This window comes from Streptomyces sp. NPDC037410 (assembly GCF_055602235.1).
The window spans coordinates 54,640-81,293 of sequence record NZ_JBVJWR010000013.1; the positions used below are offsets into that span (position 1 = coordinate 54,640).

27 protein-coding genes and 2 pseudogenes are annotated in these 26,654 nt (G+C 69.4%); 13 read left to right on the forward strand and 16 right to left on the reverse strand.

All coding sequences use genetic code 11. The features are described from left to right. Positions 1–10: 10 nt before the first annotated feature. The gene (locus tag ACZ7HT_RS22205) at positions 11–1,603 is read left to right on the forward strand and encodes a Na+/H+ antiporter (protein WP_471168431.1); all 1,593 of its coding nucleotides are present in this window, start codon (positions 11–13) and stop codon (positions 1,601–1,603) included. 30 nt (positions 1,604–1,633) lie between these two features. On the opposite strand, the gene ACZ7HT_RS22210 is transcribed toward ACZ7HT_RS22205, so the two are convergent. Together ACZ7HT_RS22210 and ACZ7HT_RS22215 are read right to left on the reverse strand one after the other, a co-directional pair. Continuing rightward, positions 1,634–2,527, reverse strand: coding sequence for a 1-aminocyclopropane-1-carboxylate deaminase/D-cysteine desulfhydrase (locus ACZ7HT_RS22210; protein ID WP_471168433.1), 894 nt, complete (start codon positions 2,525–2,527; stop codon positions 1,634–1,636). Positions 2,528–2,656: 129 nt separating this feature from the next. After that, the gene (locus ACZ7HT_RS22215) at positions 2,657–3,247 is read right to left on the reverse strand and encodes an N-acetylmuramoyl-L-alanine amidase (protein WP_471168436.1); all 591 of its coding nucleotides are present in this window, start codon (positions 3,245–3,247) and stop codon (positions 2,657–2,659) included. Positions 3,248–3,511: 264 nt separating this feature from the next. Between ACZ7HT_RS22215 and ACZ7HT_RS22220 the strand changes: the two genes are divergently transcribed. Then, positions 3,512–4,927 (forward strand): family 2B encapsulin nanocompartment shell protein, encoded by a 1,416-nt coding sequence (locus tag ACZ7HT_RS22220; RefSeq protein ID WP_471168440.1) that lies wholly within the window; start codon positions 3,512–3,514, stop codon positions 4,925–4,927. 113 nt (positions 4,928–5,040) lie between these two features. Beyond that, positions 5,041–6,084 carry a family 2 encapsulin nanocompartment cargo protein polyprenyl transferase gene (locus ACZ7HT_RS22225; RefSeq protein WP_471168443.1) on the forward strand — a complete coding sequence of 348 codons (1,044 nt, stop codon included), beginning with the start codon at positions 5,041–5,043 and terminating at the stop codon, positions 6,082–6,084. Here the strand turns inward: ACZ7HT_RS22225 and ACZ7HT_RS22230 are convergent, their stop codons facing one another. Further along, complete coding sequence (locus ACZ7HT_RS22230; RefSeq protein ID WP_471168446.1) at positions 6,085–6,660, reverse strand: TetR/AcrR family transcriptional regulator; 576 nt, start codon at positions 6,658–6,660, stop codon at positions 6,085–6,087. 148 nt (positions 6,661–6,808) lie between these two features. On the opposite strand from ACZ7HT_RS22230, the gene ACZ7HT_RS22235 reads away from it, so the two are divergent. From ACZ7HT_RS22235 to ACZ7HT_RS22245, 3 genes are read left to right on the forward strand one after another with little or no spacing between them, the layout of a single operon-like run. Beyond that, entirely contained in the window at positions 6,809–7,390 is a 582-nt protein-coding gene (locus ACZ7HT_RS22235; protein ID WP_471168449.1) for a dihydrofolate reductase family protein, read from the forward strand. A gap of 42 nt (positions 7,391–7,432) precedes the next feature. After that, complete coding sequence (locus ACZ7HT_RS22240) at positions 7,433–7,672, forward strand: hypothetical protein (RefSeq protein WP_471168451.1); 240 nt, start codon at positions 7,433–7,435, stop codon at positions 7,670–7,672. Between the two features lie 42 nt (positions 7,673–7,714). Next, complete coding sequence (locus ACZ7HT_RS22245; RefSeq protein WP_471168454.1) at positions 7,715–8,134, forward strand: DUF6304 family protein; 420 nt, start codon at positions 7,715–7,717, stop codon at positions 8,132–8,134. A gap of 43 nt (positions 8,135–8,177) precedes the next feature. Here the strand turns inward: ACZ7HT_RS22245 and snpA are convergent, their stop codons facing one another. Continuing rightward, complete coding sequence (gene snpA, locus ACZ7HT_RS22250; protein ID WP_471168457.1) at positions 8,178–8,813, reverse strand: snapalysin; 636 nt, start codon at positions 8,811–8,813, stop codon at positions 8,178–8,180. A 184-nt stretch (positions 8,814–8,997) separates the two neighbouring features. On the opposite strand from snpA, the gene ACZ7HT_RS22255 reads away from it, so the two are divergent. Both ACZ7HT_RS22255 and ACZ7HT_RS22260 read left to right on the forward strand, forming a co-directional pair. Continuing rightward, positions 8,998–9,966 carry a LysR family transcriptional regulator gene (locus ACZ7HT_RS22255; protein WP_471168460.1) on the forward strand — a complete coding sequence of 323 codons (969 nt, stop codon included), beginning with the start codon at positions 8,998–9,000 and terminating at the stop codon, positions 9,964–9,966. After that, positions 9,963–10,439, forward strand: coding sequence for a GNAT family N-acetyltransferase (locus ACZ7HT_RS22260; RefSeq protein ID WP_471168463.1), 477 nt, complete (start codon positions 9,963–9,965; stop codon positions 10,437–10,439). Before ACZ7HT_RS22255 ends, ACZ7HT_RS22260 begins: the two co-directional genes overlap by 4 nt. 362 nt (positions 10,440–10,801) lie before the next feature. Here ACZ7HT_RS22260 and ACZ7HT_RS22265 read toward each other — a convergent pair whose 3' ends face one another. The 4 genes and pseudogenes from ACZ7HT_RS22265 to ACZ7HT_RS22280 all read right to left on the reverse strand — a co-directional run bounded on the left by ACZ7HT_RS22265 (position 10,802) and on the right by ACZ7HT_RS22280 (position 13,917). Beyond that, on the reverse strand, positions 10,802–11,716 hold the full coding sequence (locus tag ACZ7HT_RS22265) for a hypothetical protein (protein ID WP_150503086.1): 915 nt from the start codon (positions 11,714–11,716) through the stop codon (positions 10,802–10,804). Next, positions 11,706–11,945: a hypothetical protein gene (locus ACZ7HT_RS22270; protein WP_471168466.1), complete on the reverse strand. Its 240-nt coding sequence runs from the start codon at positions 11,943–11,945 to the stop codon at positions 11,706–11,708. Before ACZ7HT_RS22270 ends, ACZ7HT_RS22265 begins: the two co-directional genes overlap by 11 nt. A 398-nt stretch (positions 11,946–12,343) precedes the next feature. After that, on the reverse strand, positions 12,344–13,438 hold the full coding sequence (locus tag ACZ7HT_RS22275; RefSeq protein ID WP_150503081.1) for a DUF4238 domain-containing protein: 1,095 nt from the start codon (positions 13,436–13,438) through the stop codon (positions 12,344–12,346). A 67-nt stretch (positions 13,439–13,505) separates the two neighbouring features. Next, a pseudogene (locus tag ACZ7HT_RS22280) lies at positions 13,506–13,917 on the reverse strand (ASCH domain-containing protein). Positions 13,918–14,220: 303 nt separating this feature from the next. Here ACZ7HT_RS22280 and ACZ7HT_RS22285 point away from each other — a divergent pair. Beyond that, a complete protein-coding gene (locus ACZ7HT_RS22285) occupies positions 14,221–15,351 on the forward strand; it encodes a DUF5677 domain-containing protein (RefSeq protein WP_150503079.1) in 1,131 nt (376 codons plus the stop codon). 219 nt (positions 15,352–15,570) lie between these two features. Here the strand turns inward: ACZ7HT_RS22285 and ACZ7HT_RS22290 are convergent. Continuing rightward, positions 15,571–15,701 (reverse strand): annotated as a pseudogene (locus ACZ7HT_RS22290) (IS5/IS1182 family transposase); the annotation flags it as partial. A 262-nt stretch (positions 15,702–15,963) separates the two neighbouring features. On the opposite strand from ACZ7HT_RS22290, the gene ACZ7HT_RS22295 reads away from it, so the two are divergent. Further along, on the forward strand, positions 15,964–16,938 hold the full coding sequence (locus ACZ7HT_RS22295) for a hypothetical protein (RefSeq protein WP_471168471.1): 975 nt from the start codon (positions 15,964–15,966) through the stop codon (positions 16,936–16,938). 181 nt (positions 16,939–17,119) lie between these two features. Here the strand turns inward: ACZ7HT_RS22295 and ACZ7HT_RS22300 are convergent, their stop codons facing one another. From ACZ7HT_RS22300 to ACZ7HT_RS22315, 4 genes are all read right to left on the reverse strand, one after another. Beyond that, positions 17,120–17,674 (reverse strand): DUF5753 domain-containing protein, encoded by a 555-nt coding sequence (locus tag ACZ7HT_RS22300; RefSeq protein ID WP_471168473.1) that lies wholly within the window; start codon positions 17,672–17,674, stop codon positions 17,120–17,122. 168 nt (positions 17,675–17,842) lie between these two features. Beyond that, the gene (locus ACZ7HT_RS22305; protein ID WP_471168476.1) at positions 17,843–18,196 is read right to left on the reverse strand and encodes an ASCH domain-containing protein; all 354 of its coding nucleotides are present in this window, start codon (positions 18,194–18,196) and stop codon (positions 17,843–17,845) included. Beyond that, on the reverse strand, positions 18,193–19,308 hold the full coding sequence (locus tag ACZ7HT_RS22310; protein ID WP_471168479.1) for a hypothetical protein: 1,116 nt from the start codon (positions 19,306–19,308) through the stop codon (positions 18,193–18,195). The genes ACZ7HT_RS22305 and ACZ7HT_RS22310 overlap by 4 nt, the downstream gene beginning before the upstream one ends. Continuing rightward, the gene (locus ACZ7HT_RS22315) at positions 19,305–19,805 is read right to left on the reverse strand and encodes an ATP-binding protein (protein ID WP_471168482.1); all 501 of its coding nucleotides are present in this window, start codon (positions 19,803–19,805) and stop codon (positions 19,305–19,307) included. The genes ACZ7HT_RS22310 and ACZ7HT_RS22315 overlap by 4 nt, the downstream gene beginning before the upstream one ends. 104 nt (positions 19,806–19,909) lie before the next feature. On the opposite strand from ACZ7HT_RS22315, the gene ACZ7HT_RS22320 reads away from it, so the two are divergent. Continuing rightward, on the forward strand, positions 19,910–21,247 hold the full coding sequence (locus ACZ7HT_RS22320; protein WP_443051646.1) for a helix-turn-helix domain-containing protein: 1,338 nt from the start codon (positions 19,910–19,912) through the stop codon (positions 21,245–21,247). After that, a complete protein-coding gene (locus ACZ7HT_RS22325) occupies positions 21,244–22,062 on the forward strand; it encodes a class I SAM-dependent methyltransferase (RefSeq protein ID WP_471168485.1) in 819 nt (272 codons plus the stop codon). The genes ACZ7HT_RS22320 and ACZ7HT_RS22325 overlap by 4 nt, the downstream gene beginning before the upstream one ends. 2 nt (positions 22,063–22,064) lie before the next feature. Here ACZ7HT_RS22325 and ACZ7HT_RS22330 read toward each other — a convergent pair whose 3' ends face one another. Beyond that, positions 22,065–23,141, reverse strand: coding sequence for a hypothetical protein (locus tag ACZ7HT_RS22330; protein ID WP_150503062.1), 1,077 nt, complete (start codon positions 23,139–23,141; stop codon positions 22,065–22,067). Between the two features lie 169 nt (positions 23,142–23,310). On the opposite strand from ACZ7HT_RS22330, the gene ACZ7HT_RS22335 reads away from it, so the two are divergent. After that, positions 23,311–24,120 (forward strand): leucine-rich repeat domain-containing protein, encoded by an 810-nt coding sequence (locus tag ACZ7HT_RS22335; RefSeq protein WP_329872585.1) that lies wholly within the window; start codon positions 23,311–23,313, stop codon positions 24,118–24,120. Between the two features lie 26 nt (positions 24,121–24,146). Here ACZ7HT_RS22335 and ACZ7HT_RS22340 read toward each other — a convergent pair whose 3' ends face one another. Continuing rightward, the gene (locus ACZ7HT_RS22340; RefSeq protein ID WP_471168489.1) at positions 24,147–25,859 is read right to left on the reverse strand and encodes a relaxase/mobilization nuclease domain-containing protein; all 1,713 of its coding nucleotides are present in this window, start codon (positions 25,857–25,859) and stop codon (positions 24,147–24,149) included. Continuing rightward, positions 25,849–26,424: a MobC domain-containing protein gene (locus ACZ7HT_RS22345; RefSeq protein WP_471168491.1), complete on the reverse strand. Its 576-nt coding sequence runs from the start codon at positions 26,422–26,424 to the stop codon at positions 25,849–25,851. Before ACZ7HT_RS22345 ends, ACZ7HT_RS22340 begins: the two co-directional genes overlap by 11 nt. Between the last annotated feature and the right edge of the window lie 230 nt (positions 26,425–26,654).

Sequence of the window (26,654 nt, forward strand, 5' to 3'; positions counted from 1 at the left end):
GGGGTCAGGCATGGACGCACTACAGCTGGTGGCGCTGGTGGCGGCGAGCGCCGCCGTGGCCGGGTTCGCCCGCCGGTCCCCGGTGCCCGCTCCGCTGCTCCTGGTCGCCGTCGGTCTCGTCGCCTCGTACCTGCCGGGGGTCCCCGACTACACCCTCGACCCGCACATCGTGCTGCCGCTGATCCTGCCCCCGCTCCTCTACACGGCCGCCGTCGACTCCTCGTACCTCGACCTGCGGGCCAACATCCGGCCCGTCGCGCTGCTCTCCGTCGGGTACGTCCTCTTCGCCACCGTGGCCGTGGGCTGGCTCGCGTACGTCCTCGTGCCCGACCTGCCGCTCACCGCCGCCCTCGTGCTCGGCGCCGTGATCGCCCCGCCGGACGCGGTCGCCGCCACCGCCATCGCCCGCAGGCTCGGCCTGCCGAACCGGATCACGACGATCCTCCAGGGCGAGTCCCTCGTGAACGACGCCACCGCGATCACCGCGTACAAGGTCGCCCTCGCGGCCGCCGTGGGGGCGGGCATCAGCTGGGCCGGCGGCTTCGGGGAGTTCCTGCTCGCCGCGGTCGGCGGCATCGGCGTCGGCCTGGTCCTGATGGTGCCGATCCACTGGCTCCGCACGCACCTGCGTGAGGCCCTGCTCCAGAACACCCTTTCCCTGCTGATCCCGTTCATCGCGTACGCCGCGGCCGAGGAGGTCGGCGCCTCCGGCGTGCTCGCGGTCGTCGTCGTCGGCCTCTTCCTCGGCCACAAGGCCTGGAAGGTCGACTTCGCGACCCGGCTCCAGGAGGAGGCCGTCTGGAAGATGGTCGCGTTCATCCTGGAGTCCGCCGTCTTCGCCCTGATCGGCCTCCAGCTGCCCTTCGTCGTGCAGGGGCTCGGGCCGTACGGCGTGGGGGAGGCGGTCTGGTACGCGATCGGGGTCTTCGTCGCCGTGGTCGTCGTCCGGTTCGTCTGGGTCTACCCGGCGACCTTCCTGCCCCGCTGGATGTCCGCGCGCATCCGGGAGCGGGAGCCCGAGGTGGACTGGCGGGCGCCGCTCGTCGTCGGCTGGGCCGGCATGCGCGGCGTGGTCTCCCTTGCCATCGCCTTCTCCATCCCCGTCGTCACCGACGGCGAGGCGTTCCCGGCCCGGAACCTCGTCCTCTTCCTCACCTTCACCACCGTGATCGGCACCCTCGTCGTGCAGGGCCTCACCCTGCCGCCCCTGATCCGGCTCCTGAAGCTCCCCGGACGCGACCGGTACAAGGAGACCCTGGCCGAGGCGCAGGCCCAGAGCGAGGCCTCGCGCGCCGCCGAGGAACGCCTCGACGCGCTCCTCGCCGACGAGCGCAACGCCCTGCCGAAACCCCTCGCCGACCGGCTGCGCACGGTCCTGGAGCGCCGCCGCAACTCCGTGTGGGAACGCCTCGGCGCGGTCAACGAGGTCACCGGCGAGACCGCGGACGACACCTACCGGCGCCTCTCTCGCGAGCTGATCGACGCCGAGCGCGAGGTCTTCGTACAGCTGCGCGACGCCCGCCGCATCGACGACGAGATGATGCGCAGCCTGCTCCGCCGCCTCGACCTGGAGGAGGCGGCGGCCTACCGGGAGACGGACTGACGGACCAGGTCCTGACAGGTCCGACAGGCCCTAGGCGGCCTCCGGTGCTCCCGTGATCACCGCCGCGAGCCGGGTGCCGGCAGGGAAGGCGCCCTCCTCCGCGAGGGCCGTCAGGCCGTACAGCATTTTGGCGACATACAGCCGCTCGATGGCGAGTCCATGCCGCGCCTCGAAGTCCTGCGCGAACGCCTCCAACGCGGGGGACACGCGCGCGTAGCCCCCGCCGTGGAAGCGCTCGTCCAGGGACCAGTCCCCGCGCGGTCCGCCGAAGGCCGCCTCCTGGAGCGCCCGGACCTCCCCGCCGAGGAAGCCGCCCTTGAGTACGGGGACGCCGAGCGTCCGGCCGTCGAAGCCGGCCGCGAGCCCCGCCAGGGTGCCGCCCGTGCCGCAGGCGACGGCGGCCACGTCGGCGAGGCCGGCCAGCTCGCGGCCCAGCTCCACGCACCCGTGGACGGCGAGCGTGTTGCTGCCGCCCTCCGGGACCACGTACGCGCGCGCGGGGGCCCGCTCCAGGAGCGCGGCGAGCGTGGCCGGGTCGTTCTTCGCGCGGTACGTGGCCCGGTCCACGAATTCGAGACGCATCCCGTCCGCCGCGCACCGCGCGAGGGACGGGTTCAGCGGCCGCCCGGCCAGCTCGTCGCCGCGGACCACTCCGACGGTCGGGAAGCCGAGCAGCCGGCCGGCGGCGGCCGTCGCCCGCAGGTGGTTCGAGTACGCGCCGCCGAAGGTGAGCACGGGCCGGCCGGCCGCCTCGCGCAGGTTGAGCGCGAGCTTGCGCCACTTGTTGCCGGGCAGGTCCGGGTGGATCAGGTCCTCGCGCTTCAGCAGCAGCGTGAGGCCGCGCCGGGTGAAGCGCTCGTCCTCCACCGGCTCCAGGGGCGAGGGGAGCCGGGGCCGCAGACGGGAGAGGTCGAGCGCGTTCACCAGGCCATTCTCGCCGCTCGCGAAACGCCCCCGGGACTCGGCGCAGCGGGTCGGCGTCCTCGCGGGTCGGCGCGGCGCGGCGGGTCGGCTTTCTCGCGGGCCAGCGCGGCAGGTCCGCGTTCTCGCGGATCAGCGCAGCAGGTCCGCGATCCGCTCCCGCATCGACGCCATCGTGAACCCGCGCGGGTCCACCTTGCCCGGCTGCCACTCCAGGTGCCCGATGACCGAGCGGTGCGTCCAGCCGTGCGCCCGGCAGACCGCGGCCGCCGCCTTCGCGATGGCCTCCAGCTGGACCTTCGGCCACGGGTCCTCGCCGTCGCCGAGGTTCTCGCACTCGAAGCCGTAGAAGTGCCGGTTGCCGTCCGTGGTGGCCTCGTCGTCCGGCGGCAGCCGCCGCTCGGCGATGACCGCGCGGAGGACCTCGTCGTCGCCGAGGCCCGCGTGGTTGGCGCGCCCGTAGCCGACGAGGTGGACCGTGCCGTCCTTGGCGATCACGCCGTGGCAGAGCGGCCCCGGGAGGGCCTCGTAGCCGTCCCGGCAGATCTGGACCGTGTGGGCGGTGCCGCGGGTCACGGTGTGGTGGATCATCACGCCGTTCACCGGGCCCCAGGGGCCCTTGTGGTTGCGGTTGTGGGTGGACCAGTCGCCGACCTGGACGACCGTGAGGCCCTCGTCGCGCAGCGCGCGGAGGAACCTTTCCGCGGACATGGGTGAGGCCATGACCGACTCCTTCCGGAGGACGGGGTGAACTTCCGGAGTACCGGAGTCCGCCACTCCGCTGCCATCCGTTCGAGTCGTGTGCGAGCCGATCCGGTCAGATCCGGTCAGATCGTCAGGAGACATGCGGGGGTGCGCTGTTCGGATGGAAATCGCGTGACATGCCCCGAAGATCGTCGAACAGTCCCACCCGAAAGTGTAATGGCGCGGACACGCTCCGTGCTGAAAGGCTTCTCTCGAAGACTCAGGCATACGAGAGGGAGTTCCATGTCCGTTGGTTCGGTTGGCGACGAGGTCCGCGCGGAGCAGCAGGCCCCGCAGCAGAGTCTCGGCACCGCCGCCGCGCGGAACCTCGCCACGACCACCAAGTCGGCCCCGCAGATGCAGGAGATCACCTCCCGGTGGCTGCTGCGGACGCTGCCGTGGGTCCAGGTGCAGGGCGGTACGTACCGGGTGAACCGGAGGCTCAGCTACTCCGTGGGTGACGGCCGCGTCACCTTCGTGCAGACCGGAGAGCGCGTCGCGGTGATCCCCGCCGAGCTCGGCGAACTCCCCGCCCTGCGCGGCTTCGAGGACGAGAGCGCGCTGACCGAGCTCGCGTCCCGCTGCACCCAGCGGGAGTACGCGGCGGGCGAGATCATCGCCGTCGCGGGCGCCCCCGCCGACCGGGTGCACCTCCTCGCGCACGGCCGCATCGAGCAGATCGGCGAGGGGCCCTACGGCGACGAGGCCGTGCTCGGCGTCCTCGCCGACGGCGCCTACCTCGGCGAGTCCGCCCTGCTCGACGAGGACGCCACCTGGGACTGGACCGCCCGGGCCGCCACCGCCTGCACGGTCCTTGAGCTCACCCGCAGCGACGTGCGGAACCTCGCGGAGCGGGCCGGTTCGCTCGCCGCCCACCTCGCGGGCGTGGCGTCGATGCCCGAGCAGCACACCAACGCGTACGGCGAGGCCGCGATCGACCTCTCCGCCGGCCACGTCGGCGAGGCGGTCGTCCCGCACACCTTCGTCGACTACGAGGCCTCGCCCCGCGAGTACGAGCTGAGCGTCGCCCAGACCGTGCTGAAGGTCCACAGCCGCGTGGCCGACCTCTACAACCAGCCGATGAACCAGACCGAGCAGCAGTTGCGGCTCACGGTCGAGGCGCTCCGCGAGCGCCAGGAGCACGAGCTCATCAACAACAAGGAGTTCGGCCTCCTCTCCAACTGCGACTATGGGCAGCGGCTCCAGCCGCACGACGGCGCCCCCAGCCCGGACGACATGGACGAGCTGCTCTCGCGCCGCCGGGGCTCCAAGATGTTCCTCGCCCACCCGCGCGCCATCGCCGCCTTCGGCCGCGAGCTCAACAAGCGCGGCCTGGTGCCCGAGACGATCGAGATCGCGGGCAACCGCATCCCGACCTGGCGCGGTGTGCCGATCTACCCGTGCAACAAGATCCCGGTCTCGGACGCCCGGACCACCTCGATCATCTGCATGCGTACGGGCGAGGCCGACCAGGGCGTGATCGGTCTGCACCAGACCGGCCTCCCCGACGAGATCGAGCCCAGCCTCTCCGTCCGCTTCATGGGCATCGACGAGCAGGCGATCATCTCCTACCTCGTCACGGCCTACTACTCGGCGGCGGTGCTCGTCCCGGACGCCCTGGGCGTCCTGGAGAACGTCGAGGTCAGCCGCTGGCGCTGAGCCGGCGACACCCGGGGGCGGGCACCGAACCGGCCCGCCCCCGGGCGCTCCCCGCCCGCCACGGCTCGTGCCGGCTCGCGTCGGCGAAGGATACGAAGGAAATCACCGTGACCATGACCAGCACGGATGCCGTCGCCGACGGCCAGGGGGCCGTGACGCTCCTGGACCGGACGCGTACCGCCGTCAATCCCCAACTGCGCTCGACCGTCGAGTCCCTGCCGGACTCCATGAGGCGCGTGGCGATGTACCACTTCGGATGGGAGCGCGCCGACGGCACCCCGGACGCGGGGCAGTCGGGCAAGGCGATCCGGCCCGCCCTGGTCCTCGCGGCGGCCCGCGCGCTCGGCGCCGACGAGACCCGCGCCGTGAAGGCCGCGGCGGCCGTGGAGCTCGCGCACAACTTCACCCTGCTCCACGACGACATCGTCGACGAGGACCCGACCCGGCGGCACCGGCCCACCGCCTGGACCGTCTTCGGGATCCCCGACGCCCTCATGGCCGGCGACGCGATGAGCGCGCTCGCCCTGCGGCTGCTCGCCGAGGACCCCCACCCCGCCTCGGCGGCGGCCGCGGCGCGCCTCGCCGCCTGCGTCATCGAGCTGTGCGCCGGACAGCAGGCCGACTGCGCCTTCGAGCGGCGCGACCCGCGCGAGGTCTCCCTCGACGAGTGCCTGGCCATGGCCACCGCCAAGACCGGCGCGCTGCTCGGCTGCTCCTGCGCCCTCGGCGCGCTCTACGCGGGCGCGGGTGAGGAGGAGGTCGCGGCGATGGACGCCTTCGGCCGGGAGGCCGGCCTCGCCTTCCAGCTGATCGACGACCTCATCGGCATCTGGGGCGACCCGGACCGCACGGGCAAGCCGGCCGGTGCCGACCTCGTCGCCCACAAGAAGTCGCTGCCCGTGGTGGCGGCGCTCACCTCCGGAACCGCCGCCGGGGAGGAGCTGGCCGAGCTGTACTCCCGTCCGACCCTCGACGCGGCGGCGGTACGGGCGGCGGCGGACGCCGTCGAGCGGGCCGGCGGCCGTGACTGGGCGCAGGCCCAGGCGGCCGAGCGCATGGGCCGAGCCGTCGAGCACCTGGCCCAGGCGGTGCCGGACCTGTCGGCGGCGGAGGACCTGCTCGCCCTCGCGGAGTTCGTCACGCGGCGCACGCGCTGATCACATCTCCGGGACGATCCGGGTGACCACGGTCTCGATCATGTCGTCCAGGTCCCGGTCGCCGAGGAGGCCGGGGACGGTGAAGTGGTCGAGGAGCAGTCCGGTGAGGGCGACGTAGAGCACCCGGACGGTGTCCGCGTCGCCCGGCATGCCGGCGTCGAGGTGGAGCCGGATGTTCAGGTCGAGGTCGGCCTTGAGTACCTCGGTGAACCGGTTCTGGAGCTCGGGGCGGCGCGCGGCCTCCAGGCGCAGCTCGAAGAGGCCCAGGTAGCAGGTGCGCTCGGCGGTCATGCGCCGGGCGAGCCAGCGCATCAGCTCGACGACGAGGGCGCGGCTGGGCGGTGGCAGGAGAGCGGTGTCGATGGCGCCGGGCTCCGGGGTGAGGCGTACGAAGATCCGGTCGGCGACCTGGGAGAGCAGCTGGTCGCGGTCGGTGAAGTAGTTGGACGAGGTGCCCGTGGGGACCGCCGCCCGGGCGTCGACCGCCCGGAAGGTCAGCCCGCGGGCGCCTTCGTCGGCCAGGACCTCGATCGCGGCGTCGAGCAGGGCCGTACGGCGTTCGGGGTTTCTCGCCACATCGGGCTCCTTGAGTACGGAAACGGTTCTTCGGAAGGGGTCTTCGAAACGGGTCGTGGAAAGAGGCCTTGCGTAACCACTACAGATGAAGCACTATAACTGTCGTGGTTGCGATCGCAGCCGCTTCCCGAGGACGAAGAGGACCGGTTTGCGCAAGCTCACCTACTACATCGCCTGCACGATCGACGGCTTCATCGGCGACCCCGAAGGCGATGCCACCTCCATGTTCAAGTACGCCGAAGGGCCGTACATGGCGTGGATGGGTACCGAGTACCCGGAGACCATCCCGACGCAGGGCCGCGAGATGCTCGGCGTCGACGGCGAGGGCCGGCACTTCGACACCGTCATCCAGGGGCTCGGCTCGTACCGGCTCGCCCTGGACATCGGCGTCACCAGCCCGTACGGCCATCTGCGCGAGTTCGTCGCCACCCGCTCGCTCGCCGAGTCGCCGCACGCGAACGTCGAGCTGATCGCCGACGACCTCGTCGGCCGCGTCCGCGAGCTCAAGGCCGAGGACAGCCCCCTGGACATCTGGCTCTGCGGCGGCTCCACCCTCGCGGGCGAGCTCATCGAGGAGATCGACGAGCTGGTCATCAAGACCTATCCGCAGGTCTACGGCTCCGGCATGCCGATGTTCGGCGCCGGCTTCGAGCCCCGCGACTTCGAGCTCGGCGAAGTGCGCACCTTCGACAACGGCGTGCTCGTCCGGACGTACACCAGGAAGCGGTAGCGGCGGCGGGCGGCGTCGCGCGGGGCGATCTACCCTGGACGCATGAGTGAGGAGACGCCTCGCACGACGCGCGACCCCCTCGCCGAGCGGCACTGTCCGGCCTGCGGCCGGCCGCTCGGCACGGTGGCCACCCGGCACAAGGTCCTCGGGGCCTGGGTGCCGGAGTGGGAGGTGCAGCCCTGCCGCAACCCCGACTGCCCGCTCTACGAGGGTGCGGAAGCCGCTACCACGCACGTGACCGGCAAGAACGGCGAGATCGGGAGAAGTCCGGCCCCGGGGTGACCGGACGCGCGGCGGAGCCGGTCAGACCGCTACAGTCCGCGCATGTCATCGGAGTCGACAGAAGTCTGGACCGGCTGGTACCGGGACCGCAGCGGCGCGGAAGCGATCGTCATCACGGCCGACGGGCGGCACGTCGCCACCCGGATCAGGGGCGTCGAGTACGCGGGCGAGAGCTTCGCCGCGCTCGTCGCCGCCGAGGGGAGCGGGGCGGCCCTCACGGGCTGCGTCCTGGAGTGGGACCTGCCGCTCCCCGTCGTCGTGGACGGCGAAGCCCAGCAGGCCACGCTGGCCTGCCTGCTGACGCTGGGTGAGCGCCCCGACCTCAGCCTGACGCTGCACTACGGCGGCGCCGCCTTCGAGGCGTGTGTCGCGGGGGGCGACTTCGAGGGGGCCCTGGAGCGGGTACGGAGGCAGCTGCCGCCCGGCGCGGACTTCGGCCGCAGGCTCCTCCAAGCGGCCTGAACGCACGGGTGGCGCCCCGGGGAGGGGGCGCCACCGCGGGGTCTCAGCCCTTGAACGCGGAGGCGAGACCGTACCGCCACAACTGGTCGACGCGGGACCGCTCCTGCGCGTTCGGCTGGGCGTTCTGGCAGGACGTGCCGGGTCCGCCGCCCGACATCAACTCGCTGCACGGGCCGCTGTAGTGGTCCGGGAGCCCGAGGACGTGCCCGGTCTCGTGGGCCGTGACCCGGGTCGAGTTGTACTGCTGGTTCTGCCGGTAGTCGAGGAAGATGTAGCCGCTGCCGTGACCGTCGGTGCTGGCGTACGAGCCACGGGAGTCGTTGCCCTCGTAGTACGCGAAGTCGGGGTTGCTGCCCTCGACGAGCCGGACGTTCACCACCGAGCTGTTCCATATCTGGGCGGAGCGGGAGATCTGGGTGCGGAAGCTCGGCGCGTTGGCGGTGCTGTAGACGACGGTGACGGTGGTCGCGCCGGGGGCGGCGGCCCGCTTCTTCGCCACCGACTTCACGACGGCGTCGAAGAAGGCCTGGTTGGCCTTGGCCTCCTCGGCCGAACCGGCGTACTTCTGTGTGAGGGTGCCCGTGCCGACCGCTGCCGCCGGGGCCGTACCGAGGGAAGCGGCGAGACCGAGACCGAGGGCGGCGGTCAGCACGGAGGTGAGGACCTTGGGGTGACGCATGGGGGGCTCCTCCTGTTGGTGTCGGGGAGAGTCTCGGGGGAGCGGGCCCGCGCGGGGATGATGCCAACCACCGATAACCCCAACGCATCACGAGATCGAACCCACCCAACTGCCTTGAAATGAAAGGCAGTTGACGGGTCCCGGTCGTCTGGTGCGACTCCCTCGCCCGCCCTACCCTCGGGGCATGGAGCTGGAGGTGAGACACCTGCGCGCGCTCTGCGCCATCGCGGACACGGGCAGCCTGCACAAGGCGGCCCGGCAACTGGGCGTGAGCCAGCCCTCGTTGACCACCCAGCTGCGCCGGATCGAGAACTCCCTCGGCGCCGAACTCTTCTCCCGCGGCCGCACCGGCTGCCGCCCCACCCCACTCGGCCGCTCCCTCCTGAGCCGCGCCCGGCCCCTGGTCGCCGACATGGCCGCGCTCGTCACCGAGACCCGGGCCGCGGCCGCCCGCGCCGACGGACCCGGACTCCGCGTCGGCTCCACCGCCAGCCGGGCGCTCCCGGGCTGGCTGCGCAGGCTCCGGCAGCGGCTCCCGGGCACGGACGTCGGCCTCCGGGTGGACGTCTCCGCCAACGCGCTGCTGCGCACGGTCGCCGCCGGGCAGCTCGACGTGGCCTTCGTGCACGAGGTGGAGGGCTGTCCGTTACGGGTCCCCGAAGGCCTGACGGGCCGGATCCTGGTCGCCCGCGAACCGCAGTTCATCTCCATGGCCCACGACCATCCGGCCGCCGCCCGCCCCGTCGTGGACCTCGCCGACCTCGCCGCCGACCACTGGATGGTCGACCCGACCGTCGACGGCGAATGGGACGGCCTCCGCCGGGTCCTCGACGCCGCCGGCATCGACCCGCCCCTGCTGCACGGCGACTACCACACGGCCGCCTCGCTCATCGCCCTCGGCGAGGCCGTGGCCCCCTGCCAGCCCACCTCGGGCCCGCGCGAGGACATGGCCATCCGGCCCCTGCGCGGCGACCCGCTGGGCGTCCGGCTCCTGCTGTACGTGCGACCGGGCGCGCCCCTCGACCTGCTGTACGGCGAACTCGCCGCGGCCTACCGGGAGGTGGCCCTGCGGGCGGCCCCGTACCGCGAGTGGCTCCGCCGCCAGGGCGAGACGGCCACGCTGTCGGTGGGACCGTGCATGATGACCGTATGAGCGAAGATCCCGGCCAGGCAGAGGCGCGCCGCGCACGCCCGGAGGACCTCCCGCGCGTCGTCGAACTCATCGCCGAGCACGCCGCGTACGAGAAGGCCGCGCCCCCGGCCGCGGGCCTGGCGGACCGCCTGGCCGGCCTCCTCTTCGGCCCCGAGCCGCCCCGCCTCCGCTGCTTCGTCGCCGTCCTCCCCGACGGCACCCTCGCGGGCTACGCCACCTGCGCCCCGGAGCTCTCCACCTGGGACGGCACGGAGTACCTCCACATGGACTGCCTCTACCTCGCGGAGCCCTCCCGCGGCCACGGCCTCGGCCCCCTCCTGCTGGAGGCCCTCCGCACGGAGGCCCGAGCCCTCGGCCTCCCGGAACTCCAGTGGCAGACCCCCGCCTGGAACGAGGACGCGATCCGCTTCTACGACCGCCTGGGCGCCACCGCGAAGGAGAAGCGGCGCTACACGCTGCCGACGGAGGCGTAGGAACGCCCGGAGGCGCAGGAACGCCCGGAGGGGTACGACCGCCGTGCGGTCGTACCCCTCCGGAAGGGAGTCGGAAGGTCAGGCCTTCTTGGTCTCCTAGTAATGGGCTGGGTCGGTGACCTGCGGTGATGATGGCCGCAGGTCGCTGACCTGGTCTTTTGGTGATGGGTGGCGATGGGGTGCGACGGTCTTGATCGGGTGTCCTGCGGACTGTGTGCGGACTGGTGCGGGACCGCGCGCGAGCGTGGGAGCCACCGGGTGTGAGTCGTTGAGGTACCTCGTGGTGCTCGTGTACCGGCTGGCGGAGGTTCAGTACGTTGTTCGATGCAGCTGTCTTCCTTCGGCGGCCAAGACCGCCACGGTCAGGAGCGCCGTATGGCTCCCGACGCGAACAGCTGGACCAGGGTCGAGGCGAGGTGCACCGCCATGACCGCCTCCTGCACGGTCTCGTCCCGGGTCTCTTGCAGATTGCCGTGACGGCTAGTCTGTCCCGTCCACAGCAGGTCCATCATGCTCTCGACTACCGCCAGGCCCTCTGTCCCGGACGTCCCGATGATCGGCACGCTGAGCTTGGCCTGCACCTGGCGGAGTTCCCCGAGCATCGTGCCCAGCGTCGCCTTGGCGTGCTTCGGCTGCAGGGTGGCGTGCGCAGCCGACTCGACCGCCTTGATTGCCTCGCTGTACGCCTTCACCGGATCGGGCTGCAGCGCGTACGCGGCGTCGAGGGCCTGCCGCAGGTGACGAGTGGCCGAACCGCGCTCGGGCTGGTCCGCTGCCTTGGCGGCCTCGCCAGTGACCGCCGCTACCACCGAGTTGACGCGCCGCACCAGGGCCCGCCCGTCGGCCCGGATCGTGTAGAGAGAGCCGGCGTCGTCGAGGAGCCGCTGCAGCGGGACGCGGTACTGCATGTCGGGCAGGGAGTTCGCCGTGATGAGGGCAGCCTGCCACGTCGGGAGGCCGGCGGTCAGCGGAGTGTTCTGCCATCCGCCGGTGGGCACCAGGTCGAGCAGTGCGTCAGTAACGTCCAGCAGCTTCTCGGTGGGAGTCCAGTAGGCGATGCGCTCGCTGGTGCCGAGGTCCTCATGCCCGCTCTCCTCGGTGTACAGAACCACGTCGATCCGGACGGCGGCCCGCTCGGCGGCACCGTTATACCTTTCGGCGGTGGTGCAGACCCACTCCCTGAGCGGGAGTTCGAGGCTGGCAGGGACGCCGTCTCGCAGGGTACGGGCAGCAGGAGCATCGCGGTCGGACAGAGGCGTCCACTGGTCATCGGTCACCTGGCAAACGGTAGAGCTCCGCGTGGTTACCGCATACGGGTTTCCGTGCGACCGCGTGCACCGTCGTCCGCGTCAGCGCCGCGAACAGACCCCGGACGTCATCGACCGCCTGCGCCTCTAGCTGCCGCACCACCGCTGTCAACAGCACGGTCCGCCGCGGCTTCGGCGCCCGCTCGCTCGTCTGCGCCTTGCTCAGCGCGAACGCGGAGATCTCCTCCATCCGCTCCATCGCGGTCCCCGTCGACTTCACCGGAGGCGTCCGCAGCCCTCCAGCTCCGAGACCCGCCTGCCTCCGGCGCCAGCTACCGTACGGCCAGTGCCGGCGCGAGACCGGGATCGCCCTGGCCACCACGTGGTACAGGCGCCGCTCGGCCGCCGTCATGGCCTCCGACACCTGCCGGGCCAGCACCGAGACACCCGGCAGCAGAACCCTGTTCTTTCTCAGCCGTCGTCACCGCGTGGTTGAACAACGACACCGGCCCCTCGGCGTGCGTCCAAGCCCGTCCGTACAAAGCTGCGAAACTCCTGCCCCCACTTTCGGTCGGTGAAGTCGGGGTACTTGAACCGCTTCTGGATCTCGTCGGCGTGCACTCACCCCCGGTCAGGCCCTCTGGGCGGCCGCTGGTCTCACCCGTCAGCTCCTGGTCGGCGGCGCCCAGGGATCGGCCAAGGCAGGTCGTCGATCGTCATTCCATTTTCCCGATCTCCCGGAGGAGATGCCTCTGACATGGCTCGCAGACTTGCTTCCGGGATACCAGTAAAGAGCCCCTCTTCGCGAATAAGTCCGTCGGCGTTAGACATCGCAGGCCGGTCGCGCATCACGGGCTGAGGGAGATGGATTCCTTGAAGCGGTGACTCCTCGGGATGCTGGTATATGTACTTCCGAGCCCCCATAGCTGTTTCTTGGTTGATACTCCGCGCGATCTTCGTCGATCCCGAAACAGTGAAGTCGGGGATCTCCATGCCCTCCCGGAGGTTTTTTGGTTGGATTGTGAGGGCGTGGCGGCGGCTGAGTGGAACCAAGAATAGGTCGGCTGTGAAAATGCCAACTCCTTGCCATTCGGGATAATCAGGTGCGACGGCGAGTGAAACGGGGTGGTCGGATGTAATGATGGAGCGTCGGTTGAATTTGAACAGCGTCCACTGGCAGTCGTTGAGGTAGGCGGCGGTGCTGGGTAGGAGATTCATCAGCAATCGGATGTGGTCGTTGGCGTCGGCGGCCATGTCGGGACCACCCGGCTTAGTCAGGTCGCGCCACTCGATGTCAAGCTCCTCGTCGCCGACAACTCGCCCCTCGGCCTCCTGAATACGCGAGCGCAGCGCCTCTTTCCCCGAGACTCCGACGAGGAGTCGAATCATTTCAGCGTTGTGATTCTTCTGATTCTGCCGTATCTGCTCGGCCCTTAGGTGCTGCAGGGCAATCCATGCGGCGAAAGATTTCCGGTGTTCACCCTGGATCGGCCAAGTCCCTGAGAGGATAAGTTTCAGCGCCTCGGCGGCAGACCCTTCGATCCTACTGAAGGCCCTCTCGAAGAAATCTGACAAAGAGCCATCGGGAAGCGTTACCGTATAGAAGTCCTTAATGACGCTCGCATCGCCAGTTGAAAGAACGGGTGCGGGGTCGCCAGGGAGTGAAACTCGGCGAATTCTACCAGCGTCATCTGCGAAGCCATTCAAGTAGAACTTGGAGACGGTGTGCTGTCGCCTAACTCGGTTGCTCAAGCCTTACTCCTGTGTTTGGTTGAGGAAGTGAATGGGCAGTGGGGCGTGGGTGAGGATCGTGTCGGGCTTACGAGAATGAGATTGAGGGTGAACCAACCTTCTTAGTTAACGCGCGCTTGGATCCTGACAGGTCGCGCTCAATCCGGATGGCGAGGGCGCCGAGGGCTTCCTCTTCGGGGCCGTAGATAGTGCGGATGTCAGCCAGTTGCTGGTCGCGGCCAGCGGTGGGGTTGACGTTTGCCGGGCCCTCGCCGTCGAGGAGGGCTTCGACGTCGGGGTACTCGGTAACGCAGAGGACGCTCACGTCGCAGGTGTCGTCGGTGCCTTTGGTGCGGAAGCGGATGCTATCGCCCGTGGCGAGGTCGGCGAGGCGCGGATGCTTGACCCGCACCTCGATCGTCTTGGTGTCAGCGGCGACGAGCTCGAAGTACTGGTCGGTAGAGGTTGAGCTCGCGGACGCTGGCGGTGCGGTCAGGCATCGGGAGGGAACGCTCCTGGGGTCTCGGCGGCCGAGTTCAAGCGGAAGAAGTGGCGGAAGTCGGGGAGCAGGGTCTCGGCCATGGCGAGCAGCTAGTCGGGTGTACTGGGTGACGGTGCCGGATCAGTGCGGGTGTCGAGCATCTAAGGGGCGATGCTCTCGGGCAATGGGGGACACGGCTTCAGTGGCTTGAAGCCGCCGGCCAGCAGCCTCGCTCCTGCCCATTCGATCAGGATCGGAAAATGAGTGCAGTCTCGTCCGTCCCGAGCTAAGGTACGGCAGAACTCACATCAGAAGGACCATCATGCTCGGAAAGTTCAAGCGTAAGCGTCACGTCAACAGCGATTTCCTCACGGGTGCAATCGAAGATGCTGTGCTGGACCAGATCCGAAAAGGTTTGGACCCTGAGCGCGTCAGTGACCTTATCTCCACTGCGGTCCCCGATGTGATTGACGAATTGGCGCCTCAATTGGCTGCTGCGATGATGAAGGACAAGCGAACTCTCCGAGCGAATAAGCGCATAGATCGGCGGTTCGATCGGAGACTCCAGAAGAAGTGGGGTAAAGCCCTCGATCTTTACTGGGTCCTTCATTCGGTGTGTGCCGAATTGGGTGAGAAGGAAGCGCGCAAGAAGAGGGAGAACCTGGCGCCTGCTCAGGAGCACACGCTGGAAGCCCTTACAGGTCTTCATGTCACTGCCTGCCGCGTAGCAGGTGAGGTTCTTACCCTTCTCTCGCATGGGCATCCACGGGGCGCCATGGCGCGATGCCGCACGCTTCATGAGACGGCTGTCATCGCTTGCGTGATTGCAGACGCAGCTGCCGACCCTGACCATCATGACCTCGCCGAACGATTTCTTGATCACGAAATCGTTGGATTGAGGCGTGACGCTCTCCAGTTCCAAAGGGATCACGCGAATCTTGGAGAGGAGCCGCTTGAGCAGGCGTACGTTGACGAACTCGAAGGGCGATACGCTGAAGTACTCGCGAAGTATGGGCAGAGCTTCAAGCGCGATTACGGATGGGCCAAGAGATTTTCACCGGACGATAACCTTCGCAAGCTGGAGGAGAAGACCTCCCTGAGTCACGTGCGCCCCTATTATCAGTGGGCAAGCAGTGAGGTGCATTGTGGTGCCAGGGGGCTCGGCCAGAACTTCATAGAATACCGAGGGATTGTCCTGCGGGACGTCGGCAAGGTTAATGTAGGGCTTATCGATCCGGCGATCATGGCGCTCAACTCATTGATTCAGGTTACGTTCTCCCTTGCAGTTAGCGGAGCGCCGGAAGGTCCGGATATTGAGGCACTTCTTTGCGTCCGGGCGATTGAGGAGATGAGGTCGGCTTGTTCGCACGCCTTTGAGGATGCGCAAGTCGAAATTGATCGTGCCGAGGAGCGAATCGTGAAGCGTCTGCAGAGGAAGAATGTCAGCGGCTGACTGGCAGCGTCTGCTTGCCACTGGCTTTGCGTCGGGTGGGTACGGGGTCAGTTTTCCCAAGCTCGCACCGGCGTCCTCGACGAGGGGTTCTGCTGTCCTCCCCTCATACATGCGCTGAGAACGGATCGCCACCCCACCAGGAGGCGTGGCCAATGGGTGCAGGGCCGTCCTGGCGACTGGTCGCGCAGCAGCTGACGCTTCCAGGACCTGTCCGGCCGATCATGTTCGAAGCCAGATGACGATAGCTGCGACGGTCGCGGTGCCGGGGTAACGAAGAGGCGCTTGTCGTAGTGGGTGGCCACTGCCCGGAGCTGTTTCAGGCGGTTGATGGTCTGCTCGACAGTGTTGCGCTTCTTGTGCCGCTGCTCGTCGAAATTGGGTGCGTGGCTGACTCAACGGCGCCGCAGGTACTCGCGGAGGGGCCCGCACTGAGCCACCCTCCCTGAAGATCGTGAACGGGCGAACGATAGAGATGGGGACTGACAACGCCGCGGCCTGACTCCGGGCTCTGATCGCCGTCCCGGATTGAGGTATCCAGGCGGTCGACCGCATCACGGAGATCGCGCGGACAGGTCCTAGGAGGAACTGCCCTGGCTGCTTACGCTGTTGGCTATGAAGGCCAAGACCTGTGTGTTCTGCGGGAGCCCCGTCGCCAAGAAGGGCGCGGGCGAGCACGTCTACCCGAGCTGGTGGCTTCAAATGTGGAGGGAAGCCGACTGCGGCCCGTTCTACGCACAGCTCGGCGACGAATACATACGCCGCCGCGAGCAGGACGGCGGGGAACTGCTAGGCATGCCGGAGTTGCAGCCCATCAAGCTGTACGAGGTCTGCGGGAGTTGGAAGGATTCCCCGAACTGCAACGGCAAGCTCAACGAGCTCTTCGAGACTTCGGGGAGGTCAGCCGTCGAGGCCGTGTGGCGCTCGCAGGCGGTGCTCGTGCAGGAGCAGGTGGCCGCCTTCGCCGCCTGGTGGGTGAAGACCCTGCTGCTCGCGAACCATCCGCTGACCAAGCACACGTTCCCCCGCTTGGAGAAGGCCAGGGAGAGGGAACAGGCTCGGAAGGAGCGGGAGCGGTCGTATCCGGCGGTGCCCGGCAGTGGCCTTCCGCTCCTTCCACTGCTGTGCGGGTCGGAGCTGATTCCCCCAGATCTCTCGCTGTGGCTGGCCGTGGGCGATGACAGCGACGGGCAGCACTCCCTAGACGGGCACCAGCCGATCGGCCTTCCGACGATTCATTACGGCGCCCGGCCCGCCGGCCGTGGAACAGCGATGGGTGACGGCCCCAACCTGCTGCACTCCAGCCGACGCGTGCTGCTGGGGCTCCTCCACCACCCGTACGCGACGGTCGCCCACCCCTTTGAGCGGGCCGGCCTGGCCATCCGGCTGTGGCCGGACCCTCCCGAGCAGCTCGACATCAATGCCCTGCCGGTGCTCGACAGCACCGGAATCCGCCAGTTCGACCGCCAGTTCGCCCTAAGGGGCGGTGACGAAATCGGCAGGGACGAGTCGGAGGGGCCGCTCCTGCTTCACGCCTGCTCAAACGACCAGCTTGGGGCTCCCTGGCCGTACTGCGGGTGTGCGGAGTAGCGCCAGCGGCCGCGTGATCGACCGGACAAGTCCTAGTGACAGTCGTGGAGGGAGACCTCCTGGCCTCCCGTGAGATATTGGTGAAGGGCGCTTGAAGCGGCGTCGACCCGCCAAACCTGGGAGCGCTTGCGGGGTTCGCGGTTCGCGGTTCTCGGGTTCGCCGGGCCCATTCGTGGGCGGCCTACTGCCGGAGCGGGGTGTTGGTCCAGAAGAAGTGGGCCTTCTCCAGGAGCTCCTCAGCGGCGTCGCCGTACGCTGCCGCGCTGCTCAGCGCGGCGAAGGCTTTGTTGTAGAGGTCGAGTTCGCTCTGCTCCGTGATGTCCACGGAGGAGGAGACGAGTTCGACGTGGGCCCGGTCGCCATCGCCGTAGATGTTGAACGCGTGGACGGGGAACAGGTCCACTCGCGCGGTGGAGGGAAGGATCCCGAGGGTGAGGGAAGCCAGGCCGAGCTCTCGCAGGAGGCGCTCGATCTGTTCTCGCATGACCTCGGGTCCACCGATGTTCGTGTAGAGAGCCTGCTCCCCGAGGAGGACGTCGTAGTGGTGCTCGCCGTCGTACAGAACTTCCTGTCGCTTCATGCGCTTGGCGACGCCCGCCGGCACGTCGTTCGGAATGCCGAGGAAGTCGACGACCTGGCCGAGGATCACGGTGGCGTACGCCTCGGTCTGGAGCGTGCCCCAGATCATCGTGGGCACGTACGCCTTGCCCTCGCGCGTGCTCTGATACCAGCGCACCACGTCGTCCTGAGTCGCTTCTGTACCGGTGGACAGACGATCCGTCCAGGGAACTGAACTGGTCACCGCAGCCCCTCCTGCGTGGTGCCGCCGGGGCGGCTTCCATGGGTTTTGCCGTTCCGGTCGAGGATGGCTCCGAGTGTCCGATCTTGTAAGAGCGGGAATCGGTCAGGCCATGCGCTTCATCTCGATGGCGAGTGCGCCGAGGGCTTCCTTCTCGGGGCCGTAGATCGTGCGGATGTTGGCGAGCTGCTGGTCGCGGGTGGCGGTCGGGTTGACGTGGGACGGGCCCTCGCCGTCGAGGAGGGCCTCGAAGTCGGGGTACTCGGTGACCCGGAGGACTTCGACGTCGCAGGTCTCGTCGGTGCCCTTGATGCGGAAGCGGATGGTGTCGCCGGCGGCGAGGTCGGCGAGGTGCGGGTACTTGACCCGCACCTCGATGGTCTTGGTGCCCGCGGCGACGAGCTCGAAGTACTGGCGGTAGAGGTTGAGCTCGCGGGCGCGGGCGGTGCGGTCGGTCATCGGGAGGGAACGCTCCTGGGGGACGGTGCGGTGATCAGCCGGCCGATCTCGGCGGCCGAGTACGAGCGGAAGAAGTGGCGGGGGTCGGAGAGCAGGGTCTCTGCCATGGCGAGCAGCTGGTCGGCGTACTCGGGCACGGTGCCGGGCCACTGCCGGGTGTCGAGCATCCAAGGGGCCGCGCCCTCGGGCAAGGGGGCACGGCCTTCTCGTATGAGGGATTTCGACAGCTTGGCGCCGGTGTCGGTGACGACCTGGGGGCAGAACAGGCGGGCCGGGAGCTGGGCTCGGGTGAGGCCCACGGCCTGGAGGGCCTCGTCGACGAGGTGGGAGCCGAAGACCCAGTCGCCGCCCTTGACCATGACGTGCAGGGTGCCGATGGGGCTGGTCAGGGCGAGTTCCTTGACCAGGTTGCGGTACAGGGTGGCCAGGTCCAGGTACGCGCCGGCGGTAGGCGTGATCGCGGCCTCGTGCGGGCCGTGGTGGAGGCAGACGGCGGAGACCACCGCCGACTCGGGCCCGGTGAGGCGGACCCGGGTGCGTTCGGCGTGCTTCTCCGCCCAGCCACAGTCGGGGTGAGGGCAGGGGACGCGGAGGTGAGGAGTGCCGGTGGAGGGGGCGAGCCACCAGCGGGCGGCGTCAACGCGGGGGAGCAGGCGGAGCCAGGTGCGGCGGTAGTGCTCGCCGGCCTGCTGCTGGGTGTACGTCTCGATGCGGTGCGGGATGCCCAGGCGCCTGGACAGGGCGGTGAAGAGGGGCTGGTAGAGGGCGGTGACGAGGTCGAGCACGGCCTGCTCGCCGAGGGCCTGGGCGTAGGCGCGCTGGTAGCGCTTGCCGCTGGCCGGGTCGGTGGCCAGCTCGTACGGGGCGTTGTCGAGGGCGCTGAAGAGCACCTCGGTGGGGAGACCAAAGCGGTCGCGCAGGCGGGCGGCCATGGCGAAGGCCAGGGACTGCACGAGCGAGGTGCCGATGTGCGGGGCGCCGTTGATCTGGGTGCCGACGACCAGCACGATCCGCTCGGGCGGGGCAGCCAGGATGCGCGGGGTCAGGACGTCCTCGGCGTGGTGGAGGGCGTTGGCGAGAACGGTGTTCGGCGAGACGGGATGGGTGGTCACGAGGTGCCTCCCTGGGAGCCGGTGGTGTGGGGCGGCAGGGGCGCGGCCCCGTTCTTGGCACGGTCGAATGCGGCCCAGACACACTTTCCAGGGCCCGTCCGCTCCTTTACGCCCCAGCTGTCGGCGGTCGCGGCGACGATCAGCAGACCGCGGCCGTCGACGGCGGACTCCTTGGGAACGCGCTTCGTCGGCCTGTTCTCGCCGCTGTCGTGGACCTCGATCCGCAGCTCCTCATCGAGGGACTCGACGCGTACGAGGACCAGCCGGCCCACGGGCACCCCGTGAAGCACGGCGTTGGTGACGAGCTCCGAGGTGCACAGCCGCATGTCGTCGAGGCGGCTCGTCTCACCCCATTCGGTCAGGGTGGCGGCGACGAAGTCGCGAGCGGTACGCGGCGTAGTCCGGCGACGGGGAAAGAGCATGGTGCGGTGCCGGCCCGTGCTCGGAAGGAGGTCCGGGGCGGCGCCGGTCGCCTGGTTGGTGAGTCTGCTTGCCATGGCCAACAGCAAAGCGACTTAACTCATTTGGGTCGGGAGCCAGCACGGGGGCCAAGGCGGGGGCCACTATGGGGGCCAGAGGTCACGTGTTCCTGGGGGACGGCATGGGCGACACCGGGATCGGCGCCTTGCTCGTCCGGCTGCGTACCGAGCGCGGCTGGAGCCAGCAGAGGGTTGCCGACGAGTACAACGCCCTGGAGGGGCGCTCCGCGAAGACCGGCAAGGAGATCGGGCGGTACGAGCGTGAAGCCCGAGTCCCTGTTCCCTACACCCGGAAGTACCTGGCGCAGGTCTTCAGTGTCGACGTCGCCGTGCTCGACCAAGCTGTTGCCGTCAGCAAGGGGCAGCGGGACGGGTCCGATGCCGCCAAGGTCGAGATTGTGCCGCCGGTGATGCCGCCCGAAGACACCCACGTCCGTGGAGACCCACTCTCCGAGGACGCGGTGCGGTCGGCGGACTTCGCCCGCTTCATCGCGCAGCGGAACGCCGACGAGTTCGTCGTGGAGCAGCTGGAGGCAGACGTCGGCCGGCTCGCCCGTACGTACGTCAGCCACCCGTTGATGGAGCAGTACGTCGAGATCAGGCGGTTACGGGACGGGGTGTTCGAGCTGCTGCGCGGGCGCCAGCACCCTCGGCAGACCACTGACCTCTATCTCTCCGCCGCTCGCCTCTGCGGCCTGTCCGCGCACGTCTGCCTTGACCTCGGCGCCTACGACTCCGCCGCCACCCACGCCCGCACCGCACGGGCCTGTGCCGAGGCGGCGGGGCACGAGGGGATGCTGGCCTGGGTACGGGCCGTGGAGTCGTTGATCGCGTACTGGACCGGCCGGTACGCGCAGGCGGCCCGGCTGGCGCAGGCCGGTCGGCGGCACAGGGCGAACGGCAGCATCGGCGCACGGCTGGCGAGTCTGGAGGCGCGGGCGTTGGCGATAGTCGGCGACTCGACAGGAGCGCTCGCTGTCCTGTCGGATGCCGAACGATCGCGCGAGGCGCTCTCGGGTGGGGACGAGTTGCTGGGAGTCTTCGACTTTCCTGCGGCCAAGCAGTTCGCTTACGCCGGAACGACCCTCCTGGCCGTGGGCGGGCAGGAACACGTCCACCGGGCCATCGTCAGCGCGGAGACGGCGATCCGCCTCTATCGCAGCGCGGACGGAGACGACCAGTCGGTCGGCGACCTGTTCGCCGCGCACCTCGATCTCGCCCGCGGACACATGCTCCTGGGTGACCTGGACGGCACTGAGAAGATGCTTGGCTTCGTTCTCCAGTCCGCGCCGGAGCGCATGTCGGCCAGCATCGTGCGCCGGCTCACCGTTCTCGGGCGGGAGCTGGAAGGGCCGCAGTACGGTGGAGCCGCGCAGGCGGTGCACCTGCGTGACCGACTCCAGCACACGGTCGTCCGTGCGTCCTTGCCCGCCGCCCACCCTCCGGAGTTGCCAACGTGACCGACCTGCCTGCCGCCCACGACGCCGCCGTCACCGATCGGGCCCGCTTGGCGGGCAGCGCCTACAACGGAGACCGGGACCTGGCCGCCCGGCAGTCGCTCTACCAGTGGCAGACGCCTCGGTACGACCTCCCCGGCCTCGTGGCCGAGCGGCTGGGTGATGTACGCGGACGCGTCGTCGATATCGGCTGCGGCAACGGCAAGTTCATCCAGCGGATCCGCCTGGACCGTCCGGACCTGTCCCTGCTCGGCCTCGACATCGCTCCCGGCATCCTTACCGGCGTCCCCGGCCCGGTCGCCGTGGCGGATGCCACGAGGCTTCCGCTCGCGTCGGGCAGCGTCGACGCCGCCCTTGCGCTCCACATGCTCTACCACGTGCCCGACATTCCCCAGGCGGTCAGGGAACTGGCCCGGGTCGTGGCACGTGACGGGCTGGTGGTCGCCTCCACCAACGGCGAGCGCGACAAGGCCGAACTCGACGACCTCTGGCAGCGGGCCGCCGGTGACATCCTCGGCATCGACCGCGGGCCGGCCAGGATCTCGCTCAGCGCCCGCTTCTCCCTGGAGAAGGCTCCGGCTTTCCTCGGTGAGGCGTTCAGCCGGGTGGAGGTCGTCGAACTGCCGGGGACCATCGCGGTCCACGACCCGGAGCCTGTCATCGCCCACATGGCTTCGTACCGCGCCTGGGCGGATCAGCACGACGTGCCCTTCGACGCGACCATCGACCGCGCCCGCACACTCGTTGCCGACCACATCGTCCGCTACGGCGCGTACGAGATCACCTGCCTTGGAGGGATCCTCGTCTGCCGCCGGTGAGATCAGTCCAGCGGTGGCCAGGGCCCGTCCAGCAGACGGCCCGCCTCCTCGACGATCTGTTCCGCCAGGTGTTCTCGGTCTCCTTGTCGGATCGCCGCCCAGTCGTTGTAGGCGTCGGTTTTCTCGACCAGTGGCTTGAGCTGCTGCGGGCGGGCCAGTGCGCCCCATCCTTCGTACGTGATCAGGTCACCGCCGGCACCGGGGTCCAGGCTGCCGTTCACGATCAGATGGAGCCACCAGCGCACGAGTTCCCAGCGGGCCGCTTCCCAGGGGAGGTCGGTGGTGTCGGCCGGGAGTTCCTGGAGCAGGCCGAGTTCGCCCAGCACCTGGTCGAAAAGGGCGTCGGCCTGCTCATGCTCGGAGCGTGACAGGCCGGCGAGGAGGGGGAGGGACTCCGTCTCGATGTCGAGGACCAAGGCCGTGAGGCCGGCTCCGATGAGCTGGCCGGGGTGGTGTCGGCGGCCGATCAGGCGTTCCAGGGCCAGCATCCGGATGCAGTCGACGGCCTCCTGCGCGGTCATGGCGTACGGCGCGAACGGCGTGGGCGCGGTGACGTCGATACCCGGTCCGCCCTCCACGAAGTACGACCAGAAGTCGACGGTCGCGTGGGCGAGGAGGCCGCTCGACCGGCCGGCGAATTCGTGGTGGATGTAGTCGGTGAGGTCGTTCCCGTACAGGATGATGTCGGTCTGGTAGACGGACAGGACGGGGTGACCGTGCTCGCCCGCTGTGCCGGGCAGGTAGCGGTGCCCGTAGACCGGGACCAGCTGCGGCACGCTCTCCAGTTCGGTCCTGGCGACGCGCAGTGCCTCGGATTTCTCCGCTGGCCTCGACGGCCAGGCGGGATGCCAGAACCCGTTGCGCTCCACGTCGAAGAGCACCCCGTTCACCGGCCACGCCAGGCGCCCGGCTAGGTCCTCGGGGTCGCCGTCGCGCCAGTCGGGCCACCCTGAGGAGCCCTGCGGGAGCCCGGCGGCAAGGAAGACCCGGTGATCCGCCGCGAAGGTGAAGCCGAACCGTGTCTCGACCGCGTCGAGCTCTCGCGCGGTGAGGCCCGGACCGATCTCGGTTCGAAGCATCCCTTGCAGGGCACGGGCGGCTTCCAGGGTCAGTCGTGGGGGCGACGGCGTGTTCACGCCTGCCAGCGTAGTGAGCGGTACGACTGCACATGCCAGGAGGTTGTCGCTGTCCGCTACCTCATCGCGTATTCGCTGCGACGGACTGCGACGATCTCGGTACCGTGGCGCCATGACGGACAGGGGAGAGCCGCCGGTCGTTGCGAACCGATGGGCCGATGTTTCGGATCCGGTGTCGGGAGGGCGCGTGGTCTTCCGGGATTTCTGCTCCTGCTTTGACCAGTCCAGGCCCCATCCGCGAGCCCGCGTCGGGTTTCACGCGGAGCGGCAGGACCCCACCGCACCGGGCTGGCGGCGTCTTCTGGAGCTGGTCGAGGAGGCTGCCGCCGACGGGCGCGAGGAGTTCAAACCGCTGATCGAGTTGAGCCCGGAGGAGCGCCGGCAGGTCATTACCCTGCCGCCGAGCATCGCCAAACTGACGGCGGTCAAGCACCTCGTGCTCTACGGCAGCAACCTGGTCCGGGTTCCGCCCGAGATCGGGGCTATGAGCAGCCTGGAGGAGTTCACCCCGTACACCTCCTACCGGCTGCACTGGTTCCCCTACGAGATCACCCGCTGCCGACGTCTGGCCCGCAGTACGGTGAGCACGCGAGCCCTCTTCGGCAACTTCAAGCTCCGGCCGCCCTTCCCGAAGCTGACGTCGTCTCCGGACTCCCTCACGGGCCTCGATCCGGAACGTCTGGATCCCGGGCGCTGGGGTCCCACAGCCCTTCAAGGCTGCAGCGTCTGCGACGGCCCGATTCCACAAGGCGGACTCCAACAGGTGTGGATCTCCCTGCGCGTGGCCACAGACGTGCTGCCGCTGCTGGTCAATGCCTGCTCGTTGGAGTGCGTCGCCTCCCTCCCCGGCGGTGCTGACAACTACATCCCCACAGCCCACAGGGGCGGTCGAGTCGACCAGCCGCCGTCCTACTGGGACTGATCGGGAGGACGGCTCTGGAAGCTCCATCACCGTCCAGAGCGTGGTCCTTCCGCAGGCGGTGTTCGGTTTGGCTTCACGGACGGTGGGGTGGATGCGGCGCGGGGCGCGGGCTTCGATCGGTCGATGCCTACGGTTCCTTGCCGGCGTGCCGCTTGTACCCGCTTGTTGGGCTGCGCCGTGATGCGCCAGATCAGGACCTGGGCCGGGTGCTCAGCCGTGTCTAGTTCGCGTTCGGCCGCGGCCTGGGCCAAGAGCTGGCGCGGGTGATTGCCGCCGGACTCGGCACGGGCGAGGGCAGTGACGAGGGCCGGCCAGGTTGGGTCGGTGAGGATGCGCTCGGCTTGGGCGGGGATGGCGTGGCGGATCGCGGCCTCGAAGCGATCGGCGGTTTGTTGGCGGGGTGTGCTGCGGGCGAGCTCGGTCAGGACAGGAGCGGCGGCCTGCTCGTAGCCGGCCTGGAGGTGGTGGAAGGCCTGTTCGGCAGCGACTGCTTGCTGTTCGTGGCCGCGTTGGGCGTGCCAGTGGGCGGCGGCTCGGGCCAGGTGGAGGGCGGCGAAGAGCACGGCGACGGCGAGGCCGCCTGGGGCGTGCGAGGCGTAGGCGAGTTCCTTGGCAGCTTCTCGGAGGGCGGTGGCAGCTTGGTGGTCGGCGCGGATCGCCGACCGGCGAGCTCGGTTGAACGCCACTGCCGCTGCTCGGAGTTCTGCCCGGTGCGGACCATGTGTGGTGAGGGCCAGGTTATGGAGGAGGTCGCCGAAGGCGGCCAGGTGGGCCTGGGTAATGGCGTCGTTGGCGGAGTCGACTGCTGTGTGGGTGGAGTGCAGGGCGGATGCGACCCTGTGCCATGCCTGCACCGGGTCCGCCACATACCGGGGGTGGTCGGCCACCTTCTGGTCGGGGAGGCGTTCGCGCAGGCGGTTGATGGAGAGGTCGGGGGCGAGTTTGGAGCCGCCGTACCAGACGGGTTCGCCGGCCGCGTTGGTGTCGCCGGGTGCGGCGAGGCTGTAGCCGATCACGTCGCCGGTCTCGGGGCCGAGTCGTGTCTTGACCTTGATGCCGAGGGAACCCAACACGGTGAAGTAGTCGGCTTCGTTGTGTACGGCGGCGGCGACCGCGTACGCCTGCTCTCGCAGCCAGTGCCGTGCCGTGACCGTCTGGCCCTGGCGCTCGGCCTTGGCGCGTTCGGCGCCGGTGGGGGTGCGGGGCGCGGTGAGGTCGCCGGACTTCAGGCGGCGCAGGCCGAACTCGGCCTCGATCTTGCGGCACTCGGCCTGGGCCCGCTGTCCGTCGCGGTGGGTGCGCGGGCGGCGCCCGTCGGCGCGGACGGTGGTGGCCATGAGGTGGATGTGGTCGTCGGCGTGCCGCACCGCGATCCACCGGCATGCCTTCTCGTCGCCTTCGGGAGCAATGCCGGTGGCGTGAACGATGCGGCGGGCGACCTCGGCCCACTCGGCGTCGGTGAGGTAGCGGTCGCCGGGCGCGGTGCGGACCGGGCAGTGCCAGACGTGCTGGGATGGTTTCTTGCCGCCCAGTTCACGGGTGCGCAGGTCGACGTGGGTGTCGAGGCGCTTGGCGAGCCGGGTGTAGGTGGCTGCCGGGTCGCGGCCGGGGTCCGGGGCGCCGGCCATGTCCCAGGCGGCGACGATGTGCGGGTCGGTGTGTTCGTCGCGGCGGCCGGGGCCGAAGAGGTAGACGATCAGTCCGCGGGTGTCGGAGCCGGTGGAGACGTCAGGAACCATGCGGGGTGCCTTCCGTCAGGAGCTGGTCGATCAGTCGGTAGCTGCTCTCGGCCGCTTGCTCGACGCGGTCCAGCACCGCTTCGGCACGCTCGGGCACCGTTCCTCGGTGGATGGCTGCGGTGATCTGGTTGAGGTTGCCGCCGATGCGGTTCAGCGCGACCGTGTGTGCCTCGACGGCCTCGATCAGCGGGCGGATGGGATCGTCCTCCGGGCTGCCGACCAGCCTTGCCTTGCCCAGGGCAACGGCGAGGGCGGCGTCCCCGACGAAGCCGGCGAACTTCTGGCCGCGCTGGTGAGCGGCGGCGCTGATCACGCTCACAGCCGTCCGTGTGAAGCGGATGGTCTTCTCCTGGTCGCGCTTCTCCACGGTGCGCTTGCGGTTCATCAGTGCGGGCAGGACGGGGGCGTCGAGGTCCCGCCAGGAGGGCTGCTCGGCGGGCGGGCGGACATCTGCCGGCGGCTGGGTGCGAGGGGCGACGGAGTCGGCTGCGGGCGGGCAGCTGGCCTCGGCTATGCCCTCCTCCGGCTCGGGCGCCCCCTGGCGCTCGGCCTTCTCCTCCGCCACCCCTGGGGCGGGGGCAAGCGCGGACGAAGCCTCGTTAGAGGCTCGTTCGCTCCAGCTTGCTGCTGATCGGCGGGGCAGGCCGAAGAATCCTTTGCGACGGCGGGTGGGGGCGTTGTCGGTGCTCGTTTCGGGCATGGTGGTGCTCCGGTGGTCGTGTGGGGTGGGGCTTCGTCACGTCCGTTGCATCCGTCCCGTAGCTGGTCAGGACAGGTACGGAGGCGGGCGCAGGT